This window comes from Kribbella sp. NBC_00359, from assembly GCF_036097425.1.
In the GTDB taxonomy this organism is placed as follows: domain Bacteria; phylum Actinomycetota; class Actinomycetes; order Propionibacteriales; family Kribbellaceae; genus Kribbella.
In genome coordinates this window covers 3,323,519-3,349,839 of record NZ_CP107975.1, presented here as the reverse complement: position 1 = coordinate 3,349,839, position 26,321 = coordinate 3,323,519, and the positions used below count along the sequence as shown (strand labels likewise).

At 69.3% G+C, this 26,321-nt stretch carries 22 protein-coding genes, 1 pseudogene and 1 riboswitch; of the genes and pseudogenes, 9 read left to right on the top strand and 14 right to left on the bottom strand.

Going from position 1 to position 26,321, the window contains the following annotated elements; translation table 11 throughout:
• Positions 1 to 90: 90 nt before the first annotated feature.
• Positions 91 to 3,447, top strand: coding sequence for a bifunctional lysylphosphatidylglycerol synthetase/lysine--tRNA ligase LysX (gene lysX, locus OG876_RS16400; protein WP_328525727.1), 3,357 nt, complete (start codon positions 91 to 93; stop codon positions 3,445 to 3,447).
• Between the two features lie 75 nt (positions 3,448 to 3,522).
• Positions 3,523 to 4,452 (top strand): hypothetical protein, encoded by a 930-nt coding sequence (locus OG876_RS16395; protein WP_328525726.1) that lies wholly within the window; start codon positions 3,523 to 3,525, stop codon positions 4,450 to 4,452.
• On the opposite strand, the gene OG876_RS16390 is transcribed toward OG876_RS16395, so the two are convergent.
• Positions 4,449 to 5,084, bottom strand: coding sequence for a hypothetical protein (locus OG876_RS16390; protein ID WP_328525725.1), 636 nt, complete (start codon positions 5,082 to 5,084; stop codon positions 4,449 to 4,451). The genes OG876_RS16395 and OG876_RS16390 overlap by 4 nt on opposite strands.
• Positions 5,085 to 5,227: 143 nt before the next feature.
• A complete protein-coding gene (locus OG876_RS16385) occupies positions 5,228 to 6,058 on the bottom strand; it encodes a helix-turn-helix transcriptional regulator (protein ID WP_328525724.1) in 831 nt (276 codons plus the stop codon).
• A gap of 102 nt (positions 6,059 to 6,160) precedes the next feature.
• Between OG876_RS16385 and OG876_RS16380 the strand changes: the two genes are divergently transcribed.
• Positions 6,161 to 6,868: an SDR family oxidoreductase gene (locus OG876_RS16380; RefSeq protein WP_328525723.1), complete on the top strand. Its 708-nt coding sequence runs from the start codon at positions 6,161 to 6,163 to the stop codon at positions 6,866 to 6,868.
• On the opposite strand, the gene OG876_RS16375 is transcribed toward OG876_RS16380, so the two are convergent.
• Entirely contained in the window at positions 6,869 to 8,242 is a 1,374-nt protein-coding gene (locus OG876_RS16375; RefSeq protein ID WP_328525722.1) for an L-serine ammonia-lyase, read from the bottom strand. It lies immediately after the preceding gene.
• 80 nt (positions 8,243 to 8,322) lie between these two features.
• Positions 8,323 to 8,415: riboswitch (glycine riboswitch) on the bottom strand.
• Positions 8,416 to 8,624: 209 nt separating this feature from the next.
• Here OG876_RS16375 and OG876_RS16370 point away from each other — a divergent pair.
• Positions 8,625 to 10,112: an alpha/beta hydrolase gene (locus OG876_RS16370; protein ID WP_328525721.1), complete on the top strand. Its 1,488-nt coding sequence runs from the start codon at positions 8,625 to 8,627 to the stop codon at positions 10,110 to 10,112.
• 50 nt (positions 10,113 to 10,162) lie between these two features.
• On the opposite strand, the gene OG876_RS16365 is transcribed toward OG876_RS16370, so the two are convergent.
• From OG876_RS16365 to OG876_RS16355, 3 genes are all read right to left on the bottom strand, one after another.
• Positions 10,163 to 10,390 (bottom strand): hypothetical protein, encoded by a 228-nt coding sequence (locus tag OG876_RS16365; protein ID WP_328525720.1) that lies wholly within the window; start codon positions 10,388 to 10,390, stop codon positions 10,163 to 10,165.
• Positions 10,391 to 10,582: 192 nt separating this feature from the next.
• Positions 10,583 to 12,013, bottom strand: coding sequence for an aminopeptidase P family protein (locus OG876_RS16360; RefSeq protein WP_328525719.1), 1,431 nt, complete (start codon positions 12,011 to 12,013; stop codon positions 10,583 to 10,585).
• Between the two features lie 90 nt (positions 12,014 to 12,103).
• Positions 12,104 to 12,826, bottom strand: a complete 723-nt coding sequence (locus OG876_RS16355) for a GntR family transcriptional regulator (RefSeq protein ID WP_328525718.1) — start codon at positions 12,824 to 12,826, stop codon at positions 12,104 to 12,106.
• Between the two features lie 155 nt (positions 12,827 to 12,981).
• Between OG876_RS16355 and OG876_RS16350 the strand changes: the two genes are divergently transcribed.
• From OG876_RS16350 to OG876_RS16340, 3 genes are read left to right on the top strand one after another with little or no spacing between them, the layout of a single operon-like run.
• Positions 12,982 to 13,734, top strand: coding sequence for a LamB/YcsF family protein (locus OG876_RS16350; RefSeq protein WP_442914133.1), 753 nt, complete (start codon positions 12,982 to 12,984; stop codon positions 13,732 to 13,734).
• Between the two features lie 29 nt (positions 13,735 to 13,763).
• A complete protein-coding gene (locus OG876_RS16345) occupies positions 13,764 to 14,342 on the top strand; it encodes a 5-oxoprolinase subunit B family protein (RefSeq protein ID WP_328525717.1) in 579 nt (192 codons plus the stop codon).
• Positions 14,339 to 15,178 (top strand): biotin-dependent carboxyltransferase family protein, encoded by an 840-nt coding sequence (locus OG876_RS16340; RefSeq protein WP_328525716.1) that lies wholly within the window; start codon positions 14,339 to 14,341, stop codon positions 15,176 to 15,178. The genes OG876_RS16345 and OG876_RS16340 overlap by 4 nt, the downstream gene beginning before the upstream one ends.
• A gap of 815 nt (positions 15,179 to 15,993) precedes the next feature.
• Here OG876_RS16340 and OG876_RS16335 read toward each other — a convergent pair.
• A complete protein-coding gene (locus OG876_RS16335; protein WP_328525715.1) occupies positions 15,994 to 16,485 on the bottom strand; it encodes a VOC family protein in 492 nt (163 codons plus the stop codon).
• Positions 16,486 to 16,719: 234 nt separating this feature from the next.
• Here OG876_RS16335 and OG876_RS16330 point away from each other — a divergent pair, with 234 nt between their 5' ends.
• Positions 16,720 to 18,183 (top strand): HNH endonuclease signature motif containing protein, encoded by a 1,464-nt coding sequence (locus OG876_RS16330; protein ID WP_328525714.1) that lies wholly within the window; start codon positions 16,720 to 16,722, stop codon positions 18,181 to 18,183.
• 180 nt (positions 18,184 to 18,363) lie between these two features.
• Positions 18,364 to 18,708 carry a UBP-type zinc finger domain-containing protein gene (locus OG876_RS16325; protein ID WP_328525713.1) on the top strand — a complete coding sequence of 115 codons (345 nt, stop codon included), beginning with the start codon at positions 18,364 to 18,366 and terminating at the stop codon, positions 18,706 to 18,708.
• Between the two features lie 514 nt (positions 18,709 to 19,222).
• Here the strand turns inward: OG876_RS16325 and OG876_RS16320 are convergent.
• The 7 genes and pseudogenes from OG876_RS16320 to OG876_RS16290 all read right to left on the bottom strand — a co-directional run bounded on the left by OG876_RS16320 (position 19,223) and on the right by OG876_RS16290 (position 26,274).
• Entirely contained in the window at positions 19,223 to 20,224 is a 1,002-nt protein-coding gene (locus tag OG876_RS16320; RefSeq protein WP_328525712.1) for a proline racemase family protein, read from the bottom strand.
• Positions 20,221 to 21,123 carry a dihydrodipicolinate synthase family protein gene (locus OG876_RS16315; protein WP_328525711.1) on the bottom strand — a complete coding sequence of 301 codons (903 nt, stop codon included), beginning with the start codon at positions 21,121 to 21,123 and terminating at the stop codon, positions 20,221 to 20,223. Before OG876_RS16315 ends, OG876_RS16320 begins: the two co-directional genes overlap by 4 nt.
• A complete protein-coding gene (locus tag OG876_RS16310; RefSeq protein WP_328526915.1) occupies positions 21,120 to 22,676 on the bottom strand; it encodes an NAD(P)/FAD-dependent oxidoreductase in 1,557 nt (518 codons plus the stop codon). The genes OG876_RS16315 and OG876_RS16310 overlap by 4 nt, the downstream gene beginning before the upstream one ends.
• 258 nt (positions 22,677 to 22,934) lie before the next feature.
• Positions 22,935 to 23,216, bottom strand: a pseudogene (locus OG876_RS16305) ((2Fe-2S)-binding protein); the annotation flags it as partial.
• Positions 23,213 to 24,373, bottom strand: a complete 1,161-nt coding sequence (locus OG876_RS16300; protein WP_328525710.1) for an NAD(P)/FAD-dependent oxidoreductase — start codon at positions 24,371 to 24,373, stop codon at positions 23,213 to 23,215. The gene OG876_RS16300 and the pseudogene OG876_RS16305, both read right to left, overlap by 4 nt.
• 101 nt (positions 24,374 to 24,474) lie before the next feature.
• A complete protein-coding gene (locus OG876_RS16295; protein WP_328525709.1) occupies positions 24,475 to 25,080 on the bottom strand; it encodes a helix-turn-helix domain-containing protein in 606 nt (201 codons plus the stop codon).
• Positions 25,081 to 25,221: 141 nt separating this feature from the next.
• Positions 25,222 to 26,274, bottom strand: coding sequence for an SDR family oxidoreductase (locus tag OG876_RS16290; RefSeq protein WP_328525708.1), 1,053 nt, complete (start codon positions 26,272 to 26,274; stop codon positions 25,222 to 25,224).
• Between the last annotated feature and the right edge of the window lie 47 nt (positions 26,275 to 26,321).

The following is a 26,321-nucleotide window of genomic DNA, read 5'->3' as shown; positions in this document are numbered from 1 at the left end:
CAACCAAAGGATTGACTGTGGCGTCAGCTATACCGTCCAGGTAGACCTAGGGCGACCGAACTCTCAGCGAACAAGTGGGATGATCGCTTGGTGCGGCTGGAACAACAGGAAGTGATCCCCGCGTGGAAGCAGCGCGCCGCGGTCTGGGTGGGCCGCATCGTCGTGTTCGCGGCGGTGTGGTCGTTCCTGGCGATCCCGCTGCATATTTTCGCCCCGGCGTACGTGAAACGCGTCGACATGGCGTTCGACTTCTTCGGCATCCCCGCCGGGCACACGTTCTTCTCAGCCGTCTACCTGGCCGTCGTCGGTAGCGCACTACTGCGGGGCAAACGGGCGGCGCTGCTCTGGGTCCTGTGGGTCTTCCAGGTCCTCTGGCTGCTCGCGCAGACCGCGGCCGTCGCGTTCACCAGCGTCCGGCTGGCCAACCCGAACGATGCCGAACTGCTCCGCGACTTCGGTCCCGCCAGTGTCCAGGACCTGGAATGGGGCATCGTCCAGGTGGTCGTGGTGGCCGCGATCATCGTGCTGCTGTGGAACATCCGCGCCGCGTTCCCGGCCCGGCTGGCACCCGGCACCCGGCGGCTCGCGATCGGAGCGCTGGTGCTCGGCCTGCTGATCTCGATCGCGGTGAGCATCACCCTGACCCAGATCTTCCCGCGGACACTGACCGGTCAGCGGCAGAAGATCGGCTGGGCCGTCATCGCCGCGCTCGGTCAGTCCCGCAACAAGATGGGCGGGCACGAGGGGCACGGCTGGATCGGCCTGACGGTCGGCGCGATCTCGGCCGCCTCGCTGGTGATCGCGTTCTGGATCTTCCTCCGCTCGGTCCGCCGGGTCCGCTACCTCACCCAGCCCGAGGAACTCGAGGTCCGGCGGCTGCTCCTGCTGCACGGCGAGCGGGACTCCCTCGGGTACTTCGCCACCCGGCGGGACAAGGCGGTCATCTTCGCCCCCGGCAACGACGCCGCGATCGCCTACCGGGTGGTCAACGGGGTCAGCCTGGCCAGCGGGGATCCCCTGGGTGATCCAGCCGCCTGGCCCGGTGCGATCCAGCGCTGGCTCGCCGAGGCGCGCACGTACGGCTGGTCCCCCGCGGTCCTGTCGGCGAGCGAGGAGGCCGCCCACGCGTACGTCGATGCCGGCCTGCGGGCGCTGGCGATGGGCGACGAGGCGATCATCGACGTCGCCGACTTCACGCTGGAAGGCCGGACGATGCGGCCGGTCCGGCAGGCGGTGACCCGGGTCCAGCGGGCCGGCTATCACGCCGAGGTGGTTCGGCACGGCGATCTGTCGCCTGAGGCAATGACTGAGTACGTCCACCTCGCCGAGAAGTGGCGGGGAGCGCGGACCGAGCGCGGGTTCTCGATGGCGCTCGGGCGGCTGGGCGATCCGGCCGACGCGCGATGCGTGATGGTGATCGCCCGCGATGCGGACGGCGCCGTACGGGGCCTGCTGTCGTTCGCGCCGTGGGGTGTCCGGGGTGTCTCGCTGGATGTGATGCGGCGGGATCCGGAGTCCGCGAACGGGCTGATGGAGTTCATGGTGACGTCGCTGGTCGACGCCTGCGGCGATCTCGGGCTGCACCGGATCTCGCTGAACTTCGCCATGTTCCGGGAGATCTTCAGCGATGCCGAGCGGGTCGGCGCCGGGCCGGTGCTGCGGCTGACCAGCGCGCTGCTGACGGCGGCCTCGCGGTTCTGGCAGCTGGAGAGTCTTTACCAGTCGAACGAGAAGTACCTGCCGCGCTGGTCGCCGCGGCTGATCTGTTACTCGCGCGGAGCGTCGCTCGCCCAGGTGCTGCTGGCGGCCGGGACCGCGGAGGGCTTCCTGCCCGCGCCCCGGCCCTGGACGCGTGTCGACAGTGCCCAGACCGCCGAACGGCACGCGATCATGGCGTCGGACGGTGGCCGGTTCGCGAACGCCGTACGGCAGCAGGAAGAGGAGTTGCTGCGGCCGGCGCTGCCCGATCGCAAGCTCACCGAGCAGGAGCTGATCCGCCGGACCAAGCTGGCCGAGCTCATTGCCGCTGGCATCGATCCGTATCCGGTGAACGTGCCGCGGACGGAGACGCTGGAGCGGATCCGCGAGCTGCACGACAACCTGCCGCCCGATCACCGGACAGGCCAGACGGTGTCGGTGACGGGCCGGGTGATGCGGATGCGGAACCACGGCGGCCTGGCGTTCGCCCAACTGCAGGACGGTCTGGCCCAGCTGCAGGTGATGCTGACCGCCGAGGCGTGCGGCGAGGTGCCGCTGGACCAGTGGCGGCGCCTGGTCGACATCGGCGACCACGTCAGCGTCACCGGCGAGGTGGTGACGAGCCGCCGTGGCGAGCTGTCGATCGCGGCGACGGCCTGGCTGATGGCGGCCAAGTGCCTGCATCCCCTGCCGGACAAGCGGAAGGGATTCACCGATCCGGAGGCGCGGGTCCGGCAGCGGCACATCGACCTCGTGATGAACCCGGACTCCCTGCAGATGATGCGGCACCGCAGCGCGGCGGTCCGGGCCCTGCGCAACGGTTTCGAGTCGCGCGGCTTCATCGAGGTGGAGACGCCGATGCTGCAGGCGGTGCACGGCGGGGCGAACGCGCGACCGTTCGTCACCCACATCAACGCCTACGACACCGAACTGTTCCTGCGGATCGCGCCCGAGCTGTTCCTGAAGCGGCTCTGCGTCGGCGGGATGGGCAAGATCTTCGAGCTGAACCGGAACTTCCGCAACGAGGGCGCCGACGCGACCCACAACCCAGAGTTCACCTCGGTCGAGGCCTACCAGCCGTACGCCGACTACCACGTGATGCGCGAGCTCACCCGCGAACTGCTGATCGAGACCGCGACCGCGGTGTTCGGCAAGCCGATCGTCCGCCGGCCGGACGGCGACATCGACATCTCCGGTGAGTGGCCGGTCATCACCGTGCACGGCGCGGTCAGCCGGGCCACGGGGGTAACGATCGACGCCGGCACCTCGGCCGAGCGACTCCGGGAACTCTGCGCGGAGCATGGCGTACACACGACGTTCGAGATGTCCGCCGGTGAGCTCGTCCTGGAGTTGTACGACGAACTCGTCGAGCCGACCACCACGCTGCCGACGTTCTACACCGACTTCCCACTCGAGACGTCGCCGCTGACCCGGACGCACCGATCCGAACCACGCCTGGCCGAACGCTGGGACCTGGTCGCGTTCGGCGCCGAGATCGGTACGGCGTACTCCGAACTGGTCGACCCGGTCGAGCAACGCCGTCGCCTCACCGAGCAGTCACTGAAGGCGGCCGCCGGCGACCCCGAGGCCATGTCCCTCGACGAGGATTTCCTCCACGCGCTGGAGTACGCGATGCCTCCCAGCGGCGGCCTGGGGATCGGCGTGGACCGGGTTCTGATGATGCTGACGGGCCAGAACATCCGCGCGACCCTCGCGTTCCCCTTCGTGCGGCCGGCTCCGCGGGACTGACGCCACTCGCTTCCGAGGCAGGTGTGCGCATACCCTGTGCGGCACAGGGTTTTGGGGCGACCTGGGGGGAAGTACATGAAGCGCTGTGCTGCGCTCTGCGCAGGGGTGGCGATGCTGGCCGTGCTCGCCGGCTGTAGCCGCACGCCGGAGGAGACTCCGGTCGCGTCGTCACCATCCACGATCGGTACGACGTCCGCACCTGCGCCGGCCGCGTCAGTACCACCGGCCGGTCCGCTCGGGTCGGCGGCGTACCAGGCGGAGCTGACCAAGCTCGAGCAGAGCCTGGCCGGTCCGTTGCGCACGCTGACCCGGGTGCGCACCGCCGAGGGTCTGACCGAGGCGATAACGATGCTCGCCGACTCCCTCGACGCGGCATCGTCACAGCTGGCCGACCTCACGGTGACCACGCGACTGACCGCCGTACACGAGGTGCTGCAGGACAGCCTCGGGTCGGCGGCCGAGACCCTGTCGAACTCCGACCGGACGGAAGCGAACGCGCGCTGCGGTGGTGTCGCCTACACCTCGCAGAAAGTGCAGCGGCAGTTGCGGGCGGACCTGAGCGGTGCGACCGTGCCGTTGGACCGGCTCGGGCTGAAGTTCGGCGGCACGCTGCCCGATCCCGGACCGGAACCCAAGGTCGTGCGCCCGTCGAACGGTGCCATCGTGATCCGCAGCGGTCCCACCGGCACCGGCCGGCTGAAGGTCACCAACGGTACGGCGAACGACGTCGCGGTCTCGATCGTCACCGACGGGAAGCCGCCGGCCAAGCCGCACGTGATGATGTTCATCCAGGCGGGCAAAGCCGCCACGATCAGCCGGATCGGCGGCGTGTACCACATCTACTTCAAGAGCGGCACGGACTGGAGTCCCACCCGTCGCCAGTTCGGCGAGGACTGCTCGTTCCAGAAGTTCGAGCAGGCCTTCGGCCGGAACGAGAGCTGGCAGGTGAACCTGGAACCCACCCTCGGCGGCAACGCCAAGACAACCGAGGTGGAGGCGTACTAAAGGCCGAGTTTGTCCAGGAGGGCGCCGAGGAGGCCGCCTAGGGACGGTGAGTTCGGCGGGTCTGGGTTTTCGGGGGTTGTCGGCGGGGTGCTCGGGGTGGTGCTGGTCGGGGGTGGGGCCGTCGGATTGCTGGTGGTCGGCTGCGTGGTGGGCTCGGTGCGGGGCGGATCGGCGGGGCGCGTGGGCGGGGTCTTGGTGGCGCCCGGGATGGTCGGCTCGAAGCGGTCGACGATCTGCGTGGTCGGCCGACCCGGGGCCGGCGTGGGGTACACGGTGTTTTCGCCGGGGATGCGGCCGGTGGTCGCACCGACCCCGGGAGTCGTTGCTGTCGGCAACGGCGTGGGCGGGGTGGTGCCCGGTGAGGTCGGCGTGGCCGTGGTGCCGCGTGGGATCGCCGGGACGTTCTGGCTGGGCTGGCCGGGTTCGAGCCCGGCGACCGGGTTGGCCGGGTCGGGGCCACCACCCGGGAGCGGGAGGAACGAGGCCCCGATCCGCGGGCCGCCGGCCAGCGCCGTGAGGAACAGGACGACGTACAGCAGCAGCAGTACGCCGGCGCCGGCGGCGACCTGTCGAAGTCGCTGCGGGTTCTGCCAGGGCGGGCGGCCGGGTGCCGTGGCAGAGAACGGTCTCACGGTCCCGCACAGTAGCGGTTGAACCAGCGCTTCAAACAGTCCTTGGAAGAAATTCCACGCTAGATCGCAATCTTTTGACACCTGGATAACCAGTACGTACTCGTAGCATCTCTGTCCGTTATTAGGACTGACGCGTTCAGAATTCAGCGAAGGGTTTGCAGGCCGATGACCGACAACAGGCGCAGCTTCTCGGCGGCCTCACTGTTCGGCGCGGCCGTGTAGACGACGATGCGCAGATCACTGCCCGGCACGGTGAGGACGTCGCAGTCGATGACGAGGGTGCCGAGGTCGGGATGGCGGATGGTCTTCTGCTCGGTCTGATGGAAACCGACGACGGGCTGATCCCAGAGCTGGGCGAACTCGTCGTACCCGGCGCGCAGTTCGTCGATCAGCGCTCTGAGTTCCGGGTCGTGCGGATAGCGGGCCAGGGAGGCGCGCAGGTCCGTCACCATCGCGATCTGGAAGCTTCGGCGCTGCTCGGGTGTCTGGAGCACGCGTTCGCCCGGCGCCGCGTAGTGCCGCCAGATGATGTTGCGCCAGCGGCCGCGCCACTCCGACGGATCCCCGATCAGGGCCGCGAAGAGCGGATTCCAGGTGATCAACCCCCAGGCCGCGTCGCACACGCAGAGCGGCGCACCCTCCAACTGATCGACCATCCGGTGCACCCCGGGCGGGATGTACGCCGAGATCCGGCCGGGTGACGGTTCCACCTGGCCCGCGAGTACGAACAAATGGTTGCGCTCGGCATCGGACAGCCGGAGCGCCCGGGACAGCGCGGTCAGCACCTGCACCGACGGCGAGTCCGAGCGGCCCTGCTCGAGCCGGACGATGTAGTCCACCGACAGTCCGGCGAGCTGCGCCAATTCCTCCCGACGCAGCCCCGGTGCGCGCCGCCGCTCACCCGCGGGCAGGCCGGCCTCGTCCGGGGTTACTCGATCGCGCCACGCGTGCAGTGTCCGCCCGAGCTCACCCATACACCCAGTATTCCGCGCACGCCCCGAACCAGCCTGGTACTGCCATTCCCTAGGACATCGCGGGCACTATCTGGCCGACCGCCGTAGCGCGAGGGTGGAGTCATGACCACGACACTCATCACCGGGGGCAACAAGGGCCTCGGTTTCGAAACCGCCCGTCGCCTCGTCGCCGCGGGACACACCGTCTACCTCGGCGCCCGGGATCCCGAGCGCGGCAAGCAGGCCGCGACCGACCTCGGCGCGCACTACCTCCCGTTGGACGTCACCAGCGACGACTCCGTCGCCGCCGCGGCCCGGCAACTCGAGTCCGAGGCCGGCCGGCTCGACGTACTCATCAACAACGCCGGCATCCCCGGTCCGCGGCACACCGCCCGGGAGTTGACGGCGGACGACCTGCAGATCACGTACGACGTCAACGTGTTCGGCCCGGTCCGGATGCTGCACCACTTCCTGCCGCTGCTCGACCGCAGCGACAACCCGGTCGTCGTCAACGTGTCCAGCGGACTCGGCTCGATCGCCACCGCCGTCGATCCGGAGGGTCAGGGCGACGCCGTACCGATCTGGGTGCCCGCACCCGGCTACGGGTCGTCCAAGGCGGCGCTCAACATGCTCACGGTCCAGTACGCGCGCCAACTGCCGGAGCTCCGGATCAACACGGTCGATCCCGGCTACACCGCGACGGATTTCAACGCCCACAGCGGTCCGCAGAGCGTCGAGCGGGGTGCGGAGATCATCGTCCGGCTGGCCACCATCGGCCCGGACGGCCCGACCGGCGAGTACCTCAGCCTGAACGGAACCGTGCCCTGGTGATCAGCACTCAATGACGTTGACGGCCAGGCCGCCGCGGGAGGTCTCCTTGTACTTGATCTTCATGTCGGCGCCGGTCTCGCGCATCGTCTTGATCACCTTGTCGAGGGTGACGACGTGGACGCCGTCGCCGTGCATCGCCATCCGGGCCGCGTTGATCGCCTTCACCGACGCCATCGCGTTCCGCTCGATGCAGGGGATCTGCACCAGCCCGCCGACCGGGTCGCAGGTCAGGCCGAGGTTGTGTTCCATCGCGATCTCGGCCGCGTTCTCGACCTGCCCCGGCGTACCGCCGAGGACCTCGCACAACCCGGCCGCCGCCATCGAGCGGGCCGAGCCGACCTCGCCCTGGCAGCCGACCTCGGCGCCGGAGATCGACGCGTTCTCCTTGTACAGCACGCCGATCGCGCCGGCCGTCAGCAGGAATCTGACCGCACCGTCGTCGGTCGCCCCCGGCACGAACCGGCGGTAGTAGTGCAGTACGGCGGGAATGATGCCGGCGGCACCGTTCGTCGGCGCGGTGACGATCCGGCCGCCGGACGCGTTCTGCTCGTTCACCGCGAGGGCGAACAGGTTCACCCAGTCCATCACCTTCAGCGGATCCACCGACCACGGGTCAGCGCTCAGCCGACGGTGCAGCGAGTGCGCCCGGCGCGGCACCTTCAGCCCGCCGGGCAGGATGCCCTCGGTCTCACAGCCCTCGCGGACACAGTCCTGCATCACCTGCCAGATGTGCAGCAGCCCGGCCCGGATCTCCTCCTCGGTCCGCCAGGCGAGCTCGTTCGCGAGCATCACCTCGCTGATCGACAACTGCGACTCGCGACAGCGGTCGAGCAACTCGGCACCGGTGGTGAACGGGTACTTGAGCGGGGTCGTGTCCAGCACGATCCGGTCGCCGGCCGCGGCGTTCTCGTCGACCACGAATCCGCCGCCGACCGAGTAGTACGTGCGTTCCCGAAGTACGGCGCCATCCGCCGAGCGGGCCACGAAGCTCATCCCGTTCGGGTGGTAGGGCAGCGCCTTGCGCCGGTGCATGACCAGGTCGGTGTTCTCGTCGAACGCGATCTCGTGCGTGCCGGCCAGCAGCACCCGGCCGCGCTCGCGGATCGTCTCGACCCGCGCGTCGACGGAATGGGTGACGACGGTCTCGGGGTCCTCGCCCTCGAGCCCGAGCAGAACCGCCTTGTTGCTGCCGTGGCCATGCCCGGTCGCACCGAGCGAACCGAAGAGTTGTGCTTCGACCCCCGCCGTCGCGGCCAGCAGGCCGGCGTCGGCCAGGCCGAGTGCGAAGGTGCGGGCGGCGCGCATCGGTCCCACCGTGTGGGAGCTCGACGGGCCGATCCCGATGCTGAACAGATCGAAGACGCTGATCGCCATCGTGTGGAGGTTCCTTCCGGTCGCCGTTGACCGTTTGGTGTCCTCCCCACTCTGTTGGACCGGAAGTCCTCCAGAGGTGCCTCGCCCGCGCGGTGAAGGTGCCTGAGAGATTCTTGGGGAGAGTTGCTCCTACGGCGCCCGGGTCACGCCCGGGTCTCTCCCGCACGGGTTCATGCGGCTGTTGAATTGACTGACGGTGTGGACGGTACGGCGCTCCGACCGGCAACGTCAATCCGGCCGCTCCGCACCGTCTTCACGCCGGCGCCGACCCTAACAAGTCCCCCAAGCATCGGCCGGGGTCGGGCGAGGGCTTGTCCCGGATGTGGTTGGGCAAACGGTTGCTGAGGATCGAGGGAGTCCCCCCAGACAGGAGATTCCACTGATGAAGTCCCGACGAGTTCTCAGGACCACCGCGTGGGGTGTGGTCCTGGGATTCGCTGCGGCCGGCCTCACCGCAGTGCCGGCGCCGGCCGCCGTACCCAGGCAAGTGACCGTGCAGTGGTCCGACTGCAAGCCCGAAGGCAACGACGATCCGCAGGAGGCGAAGGGATCGCAGTGCGCGACCCTGCAGGTGCCGGTCGACTGGCACGATCCCGACGGCCCCACCTTCGGACTCGCGATCGCCCGTCGTACGGCGAAGTCGCCGGCCGACCGCGTCGGCGTGCTGATGTGGGGCCCGGGTGGTCCCGGCGACTCGGGTGTCGACCGGGTCAAGACTGGGATGTCCCGGTTCAGTCAGAACCTGCAGGACAGGTTCGACATCGTGAGCTTCGATCCGCGGGGTGTCGCTCGCAGCAACCCGGTGAAGTGCACAGCAGCGCTGCTCGTCAAGCAGCCGTCACCGATTATCAAGAGCGCGGCCGAGTTCCGCGCGACCATCCGCTACAACCAGCAACTCGCGACCGACTGCCGCGACCACACCGGGCCGGTGTACGACCACCTCGACACCTGGCAGACGGTCCACGACGTCGACGCGATCCGCAGGGCGATCGGCGAGTCGACGATCTCCTTCCACGGCAGCTCGTACGGAACGGTGCTCGGCGGCCAGTACGCCGAGACGTATCCGGGCCGGGTGCGCGCGATGGTGCTCGAGAGCGTGAGCGACCACAGCGCCGCGCCGACGGAGGAGTTCCTCGACGCCCAGGCGACCGCGGCCCAGGACTCGTTCTCCGAGTTCGTGAAATGGTGCGACGCGGCAACGACCTGCGCACTGCACGGTCGCGACATCCACACCTTGTGGGCGGACCTGCTCGCCCGCGCCGACCGCGGCGAGGTGCCGGATCCGCAGCACCCGACCGTCGCGATCACACCGTTCAACCTGAGCTTCTTCGTGTTCCGCAAGCTCTACGACCCGGAGTGGGTCGCGCTCGCCGACACGTTGAAGCAACTCGACGCGAGTACGCCGCCGACCGGGCAAGCGCCGGTCCCGCCCGGACTGGCGTCGTACCCGCTGGCGGTCTTCTGCCAGGACTGGAACCTCGGCGTCCGCGACTACCGGGAGTACGCCGGCCATCTCGACCGGTTGGCCGGGAACAACCCCGACATGCGCTATCCCGGTCAGTTGATGGCGGTGTCGATCTGCCTCGGGCAGCCGCCGGCCGCCAACCCGCAGCACCGGCTCAAGGTCCACGGCCTGAGGACTCCGGTCCTGCTCGCGAACGCGATCCACGACCCGGCCACCGGCTACGACTGGGCCCGGAGCGTCGAACGCCAGCTCGGCAGGTACGGCGTACTTCTCACCTACGAGGGCTGGGGTCACGGCAGCTACAACTCGAGCCCTTGCATGCAGACGACGATCGACGCGTATCTGATCTCGCGTCAGGTGCCGGAACGCGGCACCAGCTGCGCCGCCGTACCGCCGGTGGGCTGAGAGAGATCCGGGGCCGGCGCCTCCCAACCAGCACCGGCCCCGGCGGTCTCTCAGACCGGCACGCCGGCCACGTCGAAGACGCGGTCGAGATGGTCGCCGCGGACCAGGCGGCCCGCCAGCAGCCGGAGTTCGGCGCAGGCGGTCTCGAGTGCCTGCATCTGCGATCGGCAGTGGTCGACGTACCAGAACGGGTCGTCGGGCTGCGGATCGTCGGCATCGTCGATGTCGGCGTACCAGTGCTGATCTCCGTAGTGGACTACTCGCACTCGCAGATTCATGATGACTACTCCCCGTGCCCAGGGATCCTGGGTCCCCCCTGGCCCCAGTCGGGGCCGGCTCGGCTGGGCGCGTGGTACGCGGCCCCCCACTGCCACGCGCCCTGCCGAGTTCGACCCTCCCCCGCTCGCTACATCGTCGCCGGCGGGGCGAATGTTACTGCTTGTGACGATTAATTTTGCGTAGACCGCCTGTCACCGAGCGTTGAGCTGCGACTGGGTCCATTGCTCCAGTCCGTCCGTGGTGATCGGCAGGTCCTTGGTGAGGATCTCGAGCCCGTCGGCGTGCACCACGACGTTGTCCTCGATCCGGATGCCGATCCCGCGGAGCTCCGGCGGCACGGTCTCGTCGTTCGGGTGGAAGTACAGCCCCGGCTCGACGGCGAGCGCCATCCCGGCCTCGATGTCGCCGGCGAAGTACGCCTCCGGCCGGGACGCGTCGCAGTCGTGGACGTCGAGGCCGATGTAGTGACCCGTGCCGCAGACGATGTACCGCCGGTGCTGCTGCCCGTCCGGGCCGAGCAGCTCGTCCATCGACACGTCGAGCAGACCCCAGTCCCGCAGGCCCTCGGCCAGCACCCGCAGCGCCTCGTACTGGAAGGCCCGGTACGGCGCTCCCACCTTGACGGCATCGAGGGACGCCAACTGCGCCTTGTGCACCAGGTCGTGCACCTGCCGCTGGGCCGCGGTGTACTCACCGGTGGCCGGGAAGGTCCGGGTCACGTCGGCGGTGTAGAGCGTGCGGGTCTCGACCCCGGCGTCCAGCAGGATCACGTCGCCCTCGTTCACCGGGCCGTCGTTGCGGACCCAGTGCAGCACCGGCGCGTGGTGGCCGGCAGCAACGATCGATGCGTACCCGACGCCGTTGCCCGCGGTCCGCGCGCGCCGGTCGAAGGTGCCCTGCAGCCACCGCTCGCCGCCACCCCGGATGGCCTCGGGCAGCTCCCGGGCCACATCGCCGAACGCGAGCACGCTGGCCGCGACTGCCTCGCGCAGCTGGTCCAGCTCCCAGTCGTCCTTGATCCGGCGCAGCTCCGCCAGCGTCTGGCGCAGCGAGTTGCCGTCCGTCGGAGAGGTCCGGACCAGCGCGTCCAGCATCGGCTCGACACCCGGCGTCGACAGCATGAACGGCACCGCGCCGCGCACGGCCGCCGGCAGTTCCTCGATCGGGCGGCAGGCGATCTGCAGCGCGTCCGACCAGTCCTTCAGCCCTGGCACCGGGCCGATCCACAGCTCGCCGTCCCGCGCGTTGGCGAAGAAGTCCGCCTCGTCCGGACCGGCGGTCTCCCGCAGGTACAGCGTCGCCTCACCATCGGCCGACAGCACCAGTACAGCGCCCTCCGCCTGGCAACCGGTCAGCCAGACGAAGTCGCTGTCGGCGCGGAACTGGTAGTCGGTGTCGTTCGAGCGCACCGGCGCCCGGCCGGCCGCGAGCGCGATCCGCCGGCCCGGCAGCGCGGCGGAGAGCTTCCGCCGGTGCGCGGCGGCGGCCTCGGCCAGGCCCTCCGGCACCGTCACCGACCGGTCCACCGGGCCCCAGCCCCGCGAGACGAAGTCCCGGAATCCCTTGGCGTCGATCGGGCGGTAGGACTTCGGAGTCGGATCGGTCCGGTCGTCTTCGGTCATGAGCTGAGCTCCCCTTTGCAGCTGACGGTCAGAGTTCATCAACTCAGGTCCGCGCGGGGGCGCGCAAGCCCTTATCGGATCTGTCCCAGATCAGCGCGAACGGAACGCCGCGAGGATCCCCTGCTCGGAGTCCAGCAGATACTGATGCAGGTCGGCCGCGGCCTCGTCGTACTTGCGGGCCTCGAGCAGTTCGAACAGTCCACGGTTGCGCGCGATGTACGGCTCGTGCAGCTCGCGCGGCGCCGCGATGACGTGGAAAAGGAGCCGCTGCTCGGCCAGCAGCCGGCCCGTCACCGCGTCCATCCGGGCGCTGTCGGCCAGGCCGATCAGGTGCTCGTGGAACCGCATGTTCGCCGTACCGACCGCCGGCCAGCGATCCGCTAGCGCGGCCGCCTCGGCGGCTTCGACATCGTCCTGCAGCGGCTCGAGCCGACTCGCCGGCAGCTCCGGATCGCGGTCCACCAGACCGCGGACGACGTCGACCTCGAGCACCCGGCGGAGGCGGTACAGGTCGACCACGTCCCGCTCGCCCAGCTCGGGGACGAACACGCCGCGATGCAGCTTGTAGACCAGCAGCCCTTCGTGGGTGAGCAGCCGGAAGGCTTCACGGAGGGTGTTGCGGCTGACCTCCAGCACCTCGGTCAGCTCGATCTCGGACAGCTGCGAGCCGGGCGGCAAGGCACCCTCGGTGATGCTGCGGCGCAGGATGTCGGCCGCCCGCTCGGCCGAGCTGCTGCGGTCCAGCCGCGCGACGTCGGCGGCGACTGTCCGCAACCACGCTTGCCGGCCGGCGTCTTCCCCACCCCTGCTCATCCCCGCATCATCGCCCACCCGAGCTTTTAGGGGAAGTTTGGTGGAACAAGACTCTTGCAGGATTGTTGAACAATCTCTACTCTCGTGTCATATCCTCACTCACACCGTCTGCCTGGCCGTCCGATCCAGCCGATCCTTACCTTGGAGGAGTGTTCGTGGACCTCAACGCGGATCTCGGCGAAGGCTTCGGATCCTGGGCGATGGGTGACGACAGCGCCTTGCTGGACGTCGTCACCAGTGCCAACGTGGCGTGCGGTTTCCATGCCGGCGATCCGTCGATCATGCGTCGGGTGACCGGGGAGGCGGTCGAGCGCGGGGTGGCGATCGGGGCGCATGTCGGGTACGCCGACAAGGCCGGCTTCGGACGGCGGTTCGTCGACATCGAGCCGGCTGCGTTGCGCGACGAGGTGGTCTACCAGATCGGCGCGCTGGACGCGTTCGCGCGGATCGCGGGCGACCGCGTGCGGTACGTGAAGCCGCATGGGGCGCTCTACAACACGATCGGCTCTCACGAGGAGCAGGCGGCGGCCGTCGTCAGTGCGGTCGCGGACTACGACAAGACACTGCCCGTCCTTGGCCTGCCCGGCTCGGCGTGGCTCCGGCTCGCCAGGGACGCCGGGCTCACCGTCGTACACGAGGCCTTTGCCGACCGGGCCTACACGGCCGAGGGCACGCTGGTGTCGCGGCGGCTGGACGGATCGGTACTGCACGACGCGGACGAGATCGCCGCTCGCTGTACGGCGATGGCGACCGGCCGGCCGATCCAGGACAACGCCGGTGGCTCGCTGACCCTGAGCCCCGCGTCGATCTGCGTGCACGGCGACACCCCCGGCGCCGTCGACATCGCCCGCCGGGTGCGGGCCGCGGTGGAGGGAGCGGGCGTGACGTTGCGCCCGTTCGCGCACTGATGCGGATTCTGCCATCTGGTGACCGCGGGGTGCTGATCGAACTCGACGACCTCGACCAGGTGCTCGGCTACTACACCGCCCTCGCCGCCGACCCACCCGCGGACGTCGTGGACATCGTCCCGGCCGCACGCACCATCCTCGTCACCACCTCGGGCAGCCTGGATGAACTGTCCCGCACGCTTCACTCGGTCACGCCGACTCCCGGGACCCGCGCGGCCGGTGACCTCATCGAGATCCCGGTCACGTACGACGGGGAGGACCTGCAGGACGTCGCCGACCACCTCGGATGCGACGCGTCCGAGGTGGTTGCTCGCCACGCAGGCGAAGAGTGGACCGTCGCCTTCTGTGGCTTCGCTCCCGGCTTCGGCTATCTGACCGGCTCGTCGTCGTCGTGGGACATTCCGCGACGGCAGTCTCCGCGGACGAAGGTACCTCAGGGCGCCGTCGCCCTCGCCGGTGAGTTCAGCGGTGTGTATCCCCGCGAGTCACCGGGCGGCTGGCAGTTGATCGGTCGGACCGATGTGAAGATCTTCGACCAGGAGCGCGACCCGGCCGCGCTGTTCCATCCGGGCCGCCGGGTCCGGTTCGTCGACGCGGGTCGTGGATGAGCAGCCTCACCATCCTCGAATCAGGGCCTCTAGCAACAATCCAGGATTGCGGCCGGGCCGGTCAGGCCGCGCTCGGAATCCCGGTCTCCGGCGCCTGCGACCGTACGGCGTACGCGCTATCCAACCGGTTGGTTGGAAACCGGCCCGGCGCCGGCGTCATCGAGGTCACCTTCGGTGGACTCGTCCTGCACGCCGACACCGACCTCGTCCTGGCCATCACCGGCGCTCCCTGCCCTGGCGTTCCTCTCAACGCACCTGCGCTGGTGAAGGCCGGCCACGTCCTTCGCTTCGGCCCGCCGCGCACCGGTCTGCGGACGTACGTCGCGGTCCGAGGAGGGATCGACGTACCTCCGGTCCTCGGCTCCCGCTCCACCGATCTCCTCTCCGGACTGGGCCCGGCGCCGCTGGGGTCCGGCCAGACGTTGCCAGTCGGCCGCTCGTACGGGCCGATGCCGGGGGTCGACCTCGCTCCAGTTGCCGATCCGCCGGGTGGCGAAGTCTTTGTCCGGGTGACGCCTGGTCCTCGACGTGACTGGTTCACCGAGGCGGGCTGGCAGTCGCTGGTCACTCAGACCTATCAGGTGAGCAGCAACAGCAATCGCGTCGGCGTGCGGCTGGACGGCGTACCTCTCGACCGGGCCAGGACCGGCGAACTCGCCAGCGAGGGCATGACCCTCGGCGCGATCCAGATCCCGCCGTCCGGCACCCCCGTCATCTTCCTCGCCGACCACCCGGTCACCGGCGGCTACCCGGTCATCGCGTACGTCACCGAAACCGACCTGGACACCTGCGCCCAACTCCGCCCCGGCCAACCCCTCCGACTGATCCCTGCATAACAATAGGTCCGCCCCGCACGCCCGCAGAAGCATCCTGAAAGGCTTGCCATGCGCTTCAGCTCCCAGACGTCGTACGACGTCTGGGAGCTGAACAACTCTTCACTCTCGGCGAGATCCCCGGTGTGCTGTGGACACCGGAGAGCGCGACCGGCACCCGCCCGCTGGTCCTGATCGGACACGGCGGCGGTGCACACAAGAAGGGTCCTGGCGTCGTCGCCAACGCCCATCACTTCGTCCACGCAGGCGGTTTCGCGGTGGTTGCGGTCGATGCACCCGACCACGGCTACCGGCCGCGCGACGAGGAGTTCGTTCGGACCGCGGCCGACAACCGGGCTCGCATGGCCGCTGGCGAGGACGTCGCTCCGCGGGTCGCCATCCTGCCGGTGATGGCCGGCCAGTCGGTCCCGGAGTGGCAGTCGGTCCTGACCGCGGTCCAGGAACTCGGCCACGTCGGCCCCGGCCCGATCGGCTACCTGGGCGTCTCGATGGGCTGCGGCCTGGGCATCCCCTTCCTCGCCGCCGAACCCCGGGTCCGCGCCGCAGTTCTCGGCCTCGCCGGTTCCATCGGCCTGGCCGAGGCCGCCGCCCGGCTCACCATCCCCATCCAGTTCCTCGTCCAGTGGGACGATGCCCTGGTCCCCGAGCCCAGGCTCTCGACCTCTTCGACACCTTCGCGTCCCCGGCCAAAACTCTCGACGCCAACCCCGGCGACGTACCCCGTTTCGAAACAGACAACGCCCTCCGCTTCTTCACCCGCAACTTCACCGACTAGCTCCCCCCGCCGGCCGAGGGTGGGCCTCGGCCGGCAGGGTCGGCTACTTGATCCGGCTCCGCATCTCGGTCGCGAAAGACTCCTGCGCTTCGCGCATCACCGCCGACTCGGCCGGGTCCGCGAACAGCGCACCCAGCGTCGACGGATCGACATCTTCCAGATGCGTCTGCAGCCACCAGATATTGCCGACCGGATCCTTCACCCGGCACCCGCGATCACCAGTGATCCGCGAGTACATCAAGTCAGTGACGACCGTCGCCCCGGCCTCCAACGCCCGCGCATACACCTTGTCGACGTCATCGACGTACGCACTCAAGAAGCTCGGCGTAGCAGGCCAGTCCGCCGCCGCGTCGAACACCATCACGACCGACTGCCCGACCGTCACCTCGGCATGCCCGACCGTCCCATCCTCATTCGGCACCCGCAACGCCGTCCGCACCCCGAAGGTCCCCTCGACAAACTCCAGGAACCGATCCGCTCCCTTCACCACTACGTACGGCGTAACCGTCGACTTACCACCCGGAATCTGCGTCATACCCATCAGCCTGCCGCAGGTAGAGGACAGCTGCTGTCCTCCACCTGGAAAGCTGCCAACCCGTTGCCAGATGCAACAACGTCGCCGCTTCGTGCCTATCAGTTTCGCGACAGAACCGCCCAGCTTCCTGTCGAATGTGGACAAGTTGGCAGGAACGTGCCAATGTCGGGATCCCTTACAAATAAGGCCTTCTCGGCTCGAAAACTGTCCGTGGCCATGCCTAGAGTCATCGGCATGGAACTCCTGGACGAGCGACCGGTCTGGTCGATGAGCGGCGCCGAGATGCTCGCCGGTCTCGATCAACTACAGGCCGACCTCACCCGCCGGCAGGTACGTCGCCTCGAGCTCCTGGCCGCCCTCGACGCGAACGGCCACGCCAAAGACATCGGCGCCGGAGACACCGTGCGACTGCTGTCCGTCCGCCATCGCCTCGACCCACGCGACGTACGCCGTGATCTCCGCCTGGCCACCGCGCTCCCGAGGTACCCGACCGTCTCCGCAGCCCTCACCAACGGCACGTACTCCACCGACGTCTCGCAGCCCCCAACAGACGTGCCGCTGAACCCGGCCCAAGCCCACGCGATCGTGTCCGCGCTCGAGAAGGTTCCGGTCACCGCGATGGTGCCGATCGAGGACCTGCAAGTCGCCGAGGAACAGATGGTGAAGGCCGCCCGCTTCCTCTCCTCCGGCGAGCTACACAAACTCGGTGTCGAGGTCCGCAAACGCCTTGACACCGACGGCCCCGAACCCACCGACGACCAGGCCCGCGACCGCGAAGACCTCTGGCTCAAGAAGGCCGACCACGGCGTCACCTTCGGCGGCTACCTCGCCGGCGAGAACGCCGAACTCCTGCAAACCTTGATCTTCGCCGGCGCCAAACCACACAAGACCCCCGACGGCCACCGCGACCCCCGGCTCCGCGGCAAACGTCAGGCCGACGCCTTGACCGCGATCCTGCACAACGCAGCCGGCACCGGCACGGCCGTCCCCGGCCACGGCGACATCAAGCCGCACATCACCGTCACCATCGCCCTGGACGACCTCCGATCCGGCACCGGCACCGGCGACCTGATCCACGGCGACACCCTCCCCGCATCCGCCGTACGCCGCCTGGCCTGCGACGCCGGCGTCATCCCTCTCGTCCTCGGCTCGAACTCCGAACCCCTCGACGTCGGCACCGAACACCGCTTCGTCACCAAAGCCCTCCGCCACGCCCTGAACGCCCGCGACAAAGGCTGCATCATCTGCGGCGCACCCCCAGCCATGTGCGAAGCCCACCACATCGTCCACTGGGCCGACGGCGGCACCACCTCCCTCGACAACCTCACCCTCCTCTGCAAACGCGACCACACCGCCGTCCACAAATCCCACTGGCCTATCCACCTAACCAACGGCCACCCCCACCCCACCCACCCCACCTGGGCCACCCCAACCCCACCACCCCACCAACCACCCCAGCCGCCACCACCCCAACCGCCACCACCCACCAAACCCACCACCCCCGGCGTCACCCCAGCACGCCCAAAGCCCTCATCACCACCAACCACCCCACCCCCTAACCCGCCGCGCGAAACCCCCACCACCCCGATCCCGACCTACCTGACGCCCATCACCATCCCGCACCACCCACCAGCACTCGCCAACAAACGCAACCCACAGCCCGCATCCAACAGACCACCACCCCGCCCTCCAAACTGAACACAGCCACCATCTGACACCCGCACCTACCGGCTCGCGGGAAGTGGGTTGCGTGTCCGGAAGGCCGGGTAGCGGGATGTGGACTGGACCTCGCCCGGTGGTCCAACACCCCCGCCTGCCGGATCGCGGACGGTGGGGTGCTGCTTGTCCGGGAGGCTGGGGCGCGCAAGGATGGCCGCTATGACGGATATTCCGGGGATCGACGCGACGGTCCCACCGAGCGGGACCGGCTGTGCGGACTGTCTGCAGGTCGACGGCTGGTGGTTCCACCTCCGCCGTTGTGCCCAATGCGGCCACATCGGCTGCTGTGACTCGTCCCCGGCCCAGCACGCCTCCGCCCACGCGGCCTCGAGCGGTCACCCGATCGTCCGCAGCTTCGAGCCGGGCGAGGACTGGTTCTGGCACTACGGCGAATCCCAGTACTACGACGGCCCCGAGCTCGCCCCGCCGGAGTCTCGCCCGGAGGACCAGCCGGTCCCCGGCGGCAACGTCCCCGACGACTGGCGCACCAAACTCAACCGCTGACACCCGCGCGCGAGGATCCCGTTGACGAGCGCACCGGCGCAGTCAACGCCCACCGTCTGACCGCAGCGTCCGCCTCAATCCAGCGAGTGCCAACCTGCCTCTCCTCGCCAACCGGGGCTGCCGGCGGAGGCTGGCGGCCCCGCGGCCGCGCCGCTCCGGGCTCCGGGCCTCCTGCGCCCGTGGCCATGCGGCCGGTCTTCAGACCTACCGCGCCCGCGGCCGCGCGGCCGCTCTCCTCGCCAACCGCGCCCCCGGCCGTGCCGACCAACCTCCACACCTACTGCGCCTCGTGGCCGCGCGGCCGGTCTCCACACCAACCGCGCCCGCAGCCGTGCCGACCAGCCTCCACGCCTACTGCGCCTCGTGGCCGTGCGGCCGGACCACGCCCGCGGCCAAGCGGCCGATCTCCACACCTACCGCAACCCGCGGCCGTGCGACCGGGCTCCACGCCAACCGCGCCCGTGGCCGTGCGGGCGGTCTTCACGCTTACCGGCCTGGGGTCGGTTGAGGTGGGTTAGAGGACGAAGCCGGCTGGGAATGGGTCGTTGGGGTCGAGTAGGTAGTTGGCGGTGCCGGTGATCCAGGCTCGGCCGGTGACGGTGGGTATGACGGCTGGGCGGTCGCCGAGGGTGGTCTCCTCGATGAGGCGGCCGGTGAAGCGAGTGCCGATGAAGGACTCGTTCACGAAGTCGGTGTTCAGTGCCAGCTCGCCGCGGGCATGCAGTTGCGCCATCCGGGCCGACGTACCGGTGCCACACGGCGACCGATCGAACCAGCCCGGGTGGATCGCCATCGCGTTCCGCGAGTCCGCGCCGTCGAGCCCCGGTGCGGTGAACTGCACGTGCTTGCACCCGCTGATCCCCGGATCGACCGGATGCACCGGCCGATCGGTCGCGTTGATCGCGTCCATGATGTCCAGCCCGGCCTTCAGGATCCGGTCCTTCTCGGCGCGGTCGAACGGGATCCCCAGCTGCTCCAACGGCAGGATCGCGTAGAAATTGCCGCCGTACGCGAGGTCGTAGGTCACCTTCCCCAGCCCCGGCACGTCCACGGCCGCATCCAGGGCGTGGCTGTACGACGGGACGTTGCGCAAGGTCACGTGTTCCGCCCGACCGTTGCTCACGGCAACATCAACGACGACCAGACCGGCCGGGGTGTCGAGACGGACCTTGGTGATCGGCTCGGTCACCTCGACCATGCCCGACTCGACCAGGACCGTGGCGACGCCGATCGTGCCGTGCCCGCACATCGGCAGGCAGCCGGAGACCTCGATGTACAGCACACCCCAGTCCGCGTCGGACCGGGTCGGCGGCTGCAGGATCGCGCCGCTCATCGCCGAATGACCCCGCGGCTCGTTCATCAGGAACAACCGCAGGTCGTCCAGATGCTTGACGAAGTACTCGCGCCGCTCGGCCATCGTCGTACCCGGGACGACGCCGACGCCGCCGGTCACGACGCGCGTCGGCATCCCCTCGGTGTGCGAATCGATCGCGGTGATCGTCCGGACAGACCTCATCCGAGGGACTCCACGGCTTTCTTCATGTCCTGCTCCAGCTGTGCGACGTGCTCGGGGACCAGCGGCCCACGCGGCGGGCGGCACGGACCGCCGTACCGGCCGACGTAGTCCATGCCGTACTTGATCGCCTGGACGAACTCGGTCCGCGAGTCCCACCGGAACGCGGCGACCAGCGGCTCGTACAACGCCCGGGCCTCGTCCAGCTTGCCTTGAACAGCGAGGTCGAACAAGCGGACCGATTCCTTCGGGAACACGTTCGGGAACCCGGCGAACCAGCCGGTCGCACCCATCAGCAGCGCCTCGAGGGTCAGGTCGTCGGCGCCCGCGATAACGGCCAGGTCCGGCGCCTGCTCGCGGATCTCCAGGATCCGGCGGACGTCGCCGGAGAACTCCTTGACCGCGACGATGTTCTCGATCTGCGCGATCTCGGCCAGCAGGTCCGGCGTCAGGTCGACCTTCGTGTCGTGCGGGTTGTTGTAGACCATCACCGGCAGGCCGGCCTTCGCGACCTCGGTGAAGTGGTGGAGCACCTCGCCGCGGTTCGCCCGGTACATGGTCGGCGGCAGGCACAGTACGCCGTCCGCGCCGTCCTCGGCGGCCCTCTCTGCCCAGGCCCGCGCCTGGTGCGCGCCGACGCCGTGCACGCCGACGACCACGACGCCGTCGTCGCCGACCGCCTCGATCGCGGTCCGCGCGACGGCCCGGCGTTCGTCGTCGGTGAGTGACGAGTACTCACCGAGTGAGCCGTTCGGCCCGACGCCGCGGCAGCCGTTGTCGACCAGCCAGCGGCAGTGCTCGGCGAACTTATCCAGATCCGGGCGCAATCCCGCCGGCGCCGACGCATCCTCGGCGTACGGCAGTGCGGTAGCGACGATCACGCCGTCCAACTTCTCGCTCACAGCTCCTCCTGAGCCTCAGCCAAATCCCGCAACCTGACAGGCACGGCGATCGGTCGTTTCATGCTTGGTTTCGGTACGTCGCCTGGTCCGGCGACCAACTCGGCGACGGTGCGCGAACACACCCGCCCCTGACACAGCCCGAGCCCCGCGCGAGTACTGAGCTTCAACCCCCGCCCGTCCCCCACACCCCGCTCGCTAACCGCGGCTTCAATCTCCCCCCGCGTAACTTCCTCACACCGGCAAACCACCGTCTCCGCCTGACTCCACGCCCGCCACCCCTCCCGCACCGGATAAGCCTTCCCCAAAGCCACCGCAAACCGCCGCCCCTTAAGCACAGCCGCGCGCGCTTCCTCAACCCGTGCTGGGCTTGCCGCCGCGGGGGGATGCGGCGGGCTCTGTGCGCTTTGGGCGTGGTGGGCGGCGGCGGTGCCGGCTACTTGGCCCTCGGGTGTGGAGTGCGCAGCCGGCGAATCGCTTCCGGGCGCCGGAGCCGCGGCGGGATGCGGCGTGCTCTCTGTGCTTTGGGCGCGGTGGGCGGCGGCGGTGCCGGCTACGTGGCCTTCGGCTGTGGAGAGGTCGGCGCCGCCTAGGCCGGTTAGTTCGCCGGCGGCGTAGATGCCGGGGGTGGTGGTTTGTTGGTTGGGGTCGACGATTACGGCTGGGCCGCCGTCGGGGCCGGTGGTGAGGTCGCAGTGGGCGGCGACTGCTAGTTCTAGTTGGGCGGTGAAGCCGAAGCCTAGACAGACGGCGTCTACTTCGACGCGGCGTTCCGTGCCTGGGATGGAGTGCCAGTTGTCGTCGAGGCGGGTGATGGTGACGGCCTCGACGTGGTCGGTGCCGTGGGCGGCGGTGACGGTCCAGCCGTGGCGGAGGGGGATGCGGTGGCGGGCCAGTAGGGCGCCGTACCCGAGGCCTTCACGAAGTTTGCTGGAGGCAACCAGTGGATCTGTGGCCCAGCCCTGGCGGACTGTCTTCAGGGAGTTTGCCTCGAGTAGGCCGATGACTTGGGCGCCGACGCCAACGAGGGATTCCGCGACTGGGAGAAGGAACGGGCCGGTGCCCGCGACGATCACGCGTTGGCCGACCGAGATGCGCTGTCCTTTGGCCAGCGCCTGTGCGGCACCTGCGCTGTAGACCCCCGGTAGATCCCAACCAGGGAAGGGGAGTACGCGGTCATAGGCTCCGGTCGCGAGGACGACGGCCTTGGTGTCAACGGCGAAGACCTCTCGGCCCACGGCATCCGCCGGCCCGCGTTGCACCCATAGGCGGAGTCCTTCGATGGCCCATACAGAACTCTCCGCCAGGTGGGTGATCCGTGGGTGTGCACCCACGCGACCCCGCCGCTCCGCGAAGCCCTTCCAGCCGTGCTGCAACTTCCCTGGGCGCCGGGCGTTGAACTCCACCGGTAGCTGCCGGTTGAACTGCCCGCCCACAGCCCGGCCGCTGTCGATCAGCACTACCTCAACACCAGCATCCGCAGCAGCCAGAGCCGCCGCGATCCCCGCAGGACCAGCCCCCACCACCACAACATCAGCCACCTTCGGGCGATCCATCGCAGGACCCCGCGCCGCCTGAGCCGTCTGGTCGAGGCTGGACTGCTGCCCCTGGCTAGGGATGGGGTGCTGCGGTTTCTCTGGCTGCGGGTGGGCGGAGGCTGCCAGATGCTGCGTCGGGTGCGGTGGCTGCTCCGAGGTGGGGGGCTGCGCCTGGGCGAGGGTTGGGTGCGCCGCGTCGGGGGGCTGGTTGGGGGTGGTGGGCTCGGGGGTTGGGGTGGAGGGGTGGGGGAGGACGGCGCCGGGTTGGGTGGTTATTGCGTCGGCTTCGTGGATGGTGCGTTGGCAGGCTCGGGTGTCGGGGGTGCCGTTGACGATGACGAGGCAGTCGTGGCACGCGCCGATGGCGCAGAAGACGCCTCGGGGGCGTGCGGTGCGGCGGGTGGTGCGCCATGACGTGCGGCCTTGGGCGAGGAGGACCGCGGCGACGGTTTGGCCGGCTCGGGCGGTGACCGGTTCGCCGTCGATGGTGACCTGTATGGCGGGCGGCGTACCGATCTCGGCCGGGTCGTCCGAGTGCGGACGGAGGTAGGCGGTCATGCGGCTACCACCGCCGGGCGGTCGACCCGGAAGGGAGAAGGGTCGACGTGGGGCGTGAGGCCTAGGAAGAGCTCGGTGATCAGGCGGCCGGTCGAGGGCGCCAGGCCGATGCCGGCGCCTTCGTGGCCGGTCGCGTGCCAGAGGCCGAGCAGGCGGGGATCGGGGCCGATCACCGGCAGATGATCCGGGGCGTACGGACGGAAACCGCCGTACGCGCGCATGACTGGAACGTCGCCCAGGAACGGGAACAACCCAACCGCCTTCCGGGCGAGCTCGCGCAGTACGTGCACCCGGACCGAGTCGTCGAAGCCGATGCGTTCGCGACTCGAGCCGATGAGTACGGTCCCGGCTCGCGTTGACTCGATCACCGTCGACGTCTGCAGGTCAGCGTCACCGCTCCCGACCGCGCCGACGTAGTCCGCGTCGTACACCTTGTGCTGCACGCACTCCGGCAGCGGCGCCGTCACCAAGATCATCCCGCGCCGCGGCAACACCTGGATCGGCGCATCCGCCGCGGCTGCAAACGCACCAGCCCACGGACCACAGGCATTGAGTACGGCGCCACACGCGATGTCACCGTCCGACGTATCCACACCCACGACTCGCCCACCGGACTGCCGCACCCCCAGCGCAGTCACTCCCGACCGCACCTCACCACCCCGATCGCGAACCGCGGCCAGCAAAGCCGTTGCCGCGAGCACCGGCTGCACCTGCGCGTCGTCCGGATAGTGCACGCCAACCGTCACCCGAGGCGTGAGCAGCGGCTCGAGCTCGAACACCTCAGCAGGCGTGATCACCCGAGCATCGACCCCGGCCGCCGACTGCTTGGCCGCGAACTCCTGCAGCGGTCCGGGCTCACCAGTGGCCACCACGACCCCGCCCTTGGACTCCCACTCGATGTCGGCGACCCGTGCCGGCAGCCGATCGAGTACGACGTCCCACTCGGCCCGTGACGCGATCGCCAGCTCGAGCTCGGGCCCGGGCTCCTTGTCCGAGACGAGCACATTGCCTTCACCGGACGCCGTCGTCCCGGCCGCAGGCCCGTCGCGGTCGATCACCAGCACCCGGACCCCGGCCGCGGACAGCGCCTCAGCACAAGCGGCCCCGACCATGCCCGCACCGACGATCACCACATCGGGCGTCGCGGATCCGGGCATCGCACACTCCTCCGTCAGAACCGTTCACTAAAATGAACGATTCCGAGCGTACGCGCCGCCGAGCCGCACGGTCAATGCACTCTCCGCGCACTCTCCAGGAACTATCCCGGCAGATGCGGCCCACCAGGCGTGATCGGGTACGCGTCCGGCGGGTACTCGAGCAGCAGCACCGACCGCACCAGCCCGTCCACCGCCTCGTACCCATGCGGCCCGCCGGCCCGGAACGCCAGGTAGTCCCCCGGCCCCAGCTCCTCGGTCCGCCCTCGCGAGGTGATCCGCAACCGCCCGCTCAGGACAATGTGATGCTCGGTCCCCGGATGCCCATCCGAATGCTGGACCGCGTCCGGCCGGACCTCCTGGTTGTAGATCTCGAACAACCCACCCGGGTTCTCCAGCCGCCGCAGCATCCGCAGGTCGATCGCGTCGCCGGACAGTACCTCGATGTCCGCGGACCGCACCAGCACCAGGTCCGCGGTCGGCGACTCGCTCAGCAGGGCCGATACCGGGACTCCCAGAGCGTTCGACAGACTGAACACTGTCTCGATCGTCGGGTTCCCCGCCCCGGACTCCAGCTGCGACAGGGTCCCCTTCGCGATCCCGGACCGCCGCGCCAGCTCGGACAGCGAGATGCCCTGCTCGTCCCGCCGCGCCCGCAGATTCGTTCCGAGCAACCTACCCGCACCCATCGCCGCCACAGCCCGGAGCATGCCATATTGGATGGCCGCGCCTTCGGCGCGGCGTGGTTACGGGGCCTTCGCTCCCGTCCTTCCCTCGTCGCTTCAGTCGCTTCGCTCCTTGCGCTCCTCAGTCCAGGACGGGAGGCCCCGTAACCGTCGTGGATGGCCTGATCACGGGATGATGTGCCGGCGCCGGAGGTCGGCAAAGATGTCGTAGAACATCTGCTCGGTCTCGACGTACTCGTGGAAGCCGGCGCGGCGGGCCTTGGACGAGTCGGCGAAGAAGTCGTAGTCCCAGCCGAAGACGAAGTCCGCGAACGGCCAGGACGAGACGTCGGCGAAGGAGGTCGCGGCCAGGCTGTGGGTCGCCTGCATCTGCTTCCACAAGGGCTCTTTGTCGGCCATCACGTCCGTCAGCGACAACTGCAACGGCGGCGCGACTTCCAGCCCGAACCAGGCACCCAGCTTCGGCCACAGCTCGTTCCAGCGGAACAGGTCGCCGTTCGTGATGTTGAACGCCTGGTTCGCCGCGGCAGGCGCGGTCGCCGCCCAGACCGTTGCCTTGGCCAACAACCCTGCGTCGGTCAGCTCCAGCAGAGCGTCGTACGCGCCAGGCTTGCCCGGGAACCTCAGGGGTACGCCGAGTTCCTTCGAGATCGACGCATAGACGGCGATCCCGACCGCCAGGTTCATCGGGTTGCCGAGGGCGACACCACCGACGACCGAGGGCCGCAGCGCCGACCAGGTCCAGGTCTTGCCCTGCTGCCGATCCTCGAGGAACCGCTGCTGGTCGACGTTGAACTCCGGCGGCAGGTGCGGCGGATCGTCCTCGCGGGCCGGCGTCTTGAACGGTCCGAGGTGCGCGCCGTACACCTTGTAGCCCTGCATCAGGCTGACGTGCCGGAGTCCGCGCGCGACCGGCTCGATGGCGTCCACCACGTTGACCAGCATCGCGAGATTCGGCGCGACCAGTTCGGCCCAGGTCGGACGGTCCTGGTACGCGACGTAGAACACATGGGTCACCTCAGACAACCCGGCCAACTGCACCCGGGTGTCGTCCGGATCGAGCAGGTCGACGGCGACATGCCGGACCCGGCCGGGGACGTCGACCCCGCCGCGGCGGGACAGCCCGATCACCCGCCAGTCCGGCAACGACGACAGATGCTCGACCAGATTCGTCCCGATCACCCCACGGGCACCGACTACCAATGCGACCTTGTCCATGCCTGACAGCCTGCCTGACCTGCGCAGATAAGACAAAGACATAGTTT

Bases quoted from the DNA above. Each gene is read 5' to 3' on its own strand.
- OG876_RS16395 (WP_328525726.1), top strand. From the start codon at position 3,523: ATGAAGCGCTGTGCTGCGCTCTGCGCAGGGGTGGCGATGCTGGCCGTG.
- OG876_RS16385 (WP_328525724.1), bottom strand. From the start codon at position 6,058: ATGGGTGAGCTCGGGCGGACACTGCACGCGTGGCGCGATCGAGTAACC.
- OG876_RS16380 (WP_328525723.1), top strand. From the start codon at position 6,161: ATGACCACGACACTCATCACCGGGGGCAACAAGGGCCTCGGTTTCGAA.
- OG876_RS16375 (WP_328525722.1), bottom strand. From the start codon at position 8,242: ATGGCGATCAGCGTCTTCGATCTGTTCAGCATCGGGATCGGCCCGTCG.
- OG876_RS16370 (WP_328525721.1), top strand. From the start codon at position 8,625: ATGAAGTCCCGACGAGTTCTCAGGACCACCGCGTGGGGTGTGGTCCTG.
- OG876_RS16365 (WP_328525720.1), bottom strand. From the start codon at position 10,390: ATGAATCTGCGAGTGCGAGTAGTCCACTACGGAGATCAGCACTGGTAC.
- OG876_RS16360 (WP_328525719.1), bottom strand. From the start codon at position 12,013: ATGACCGAAGACGACCGGACCGATCCGACTCCGAAGTCCTACCGCCCG.
- OG876_RS16355 (WP_328525718.1), bottom strand. From the start codon at position 12,826: ATGAGCAGGGGTGGGGAAGACGCCGGCCGGCAAGCGTGGTTGCGGACA.
- OG876_RS16340 (WP_328525716.1), top strand. From the start codon at position 14,339: ATGAGCAGCCTCACCATCCTCGAATCAGGGCCTCTAGCAACAATCCAG.
- OG876_RS16335 (WP_328525715.1), bottom strand. From the start codon at position 16,485: ATGACGCAGATTCCGGGTGGTAAGTCGACGGTTACGCCGTACGTAGTG.
- OG876_RS16330 (WP_328525714.1), top strand. From the start codon at position 16,720: ATGGAACTCCTGGACGAGCGACCGGTCTGGTCGATGAGCGGCGCCGAG.
- OG876_RS16325 (WP_328525713.1), top strand. From the start codon at position 18,364: ATGACGGATATTCCGGGGATCGACGCGACGGTCCCACCGAGCGGGACC.
- OG876_RS16320 (WP_328525712.1), bottom strand. From the start codon at position 20,224: ATGAGGTCTGTCCGGACGATCACCGCGATCGATTCGCACACCGAGGGG.
- OG876_RS16310 (WP_328526915.1), bottom strand. From the start codon at position 22,676: ATGGATCGCCCGAAGGTGGCTGATGTTGTGGTGGTGGGGGCTGGTCCT.
- OG876_RS16300 (WP_328525710.1), bottom strand. From the start codon at position 24,373: ATGCCCGGATCCGCGACGCCCGATGTGGTGATCGTCGGTGCGGGCATG.
- OG876_RS16295 (WP_328525709.1), bottom strand. From the start codon at position 25,080: ATGCTCCGGGCTGTGGCGGCGATGGGTGCGGGTAGGTTGCTCGGAACG.
- OG876_RS16290 (WP_328525708.1), bottom strand. From the start codon at position 26,274: ATGGACAAGGTCGCATTGGTAGTCGGTGCCCGTGGGGTGATCGGGACG.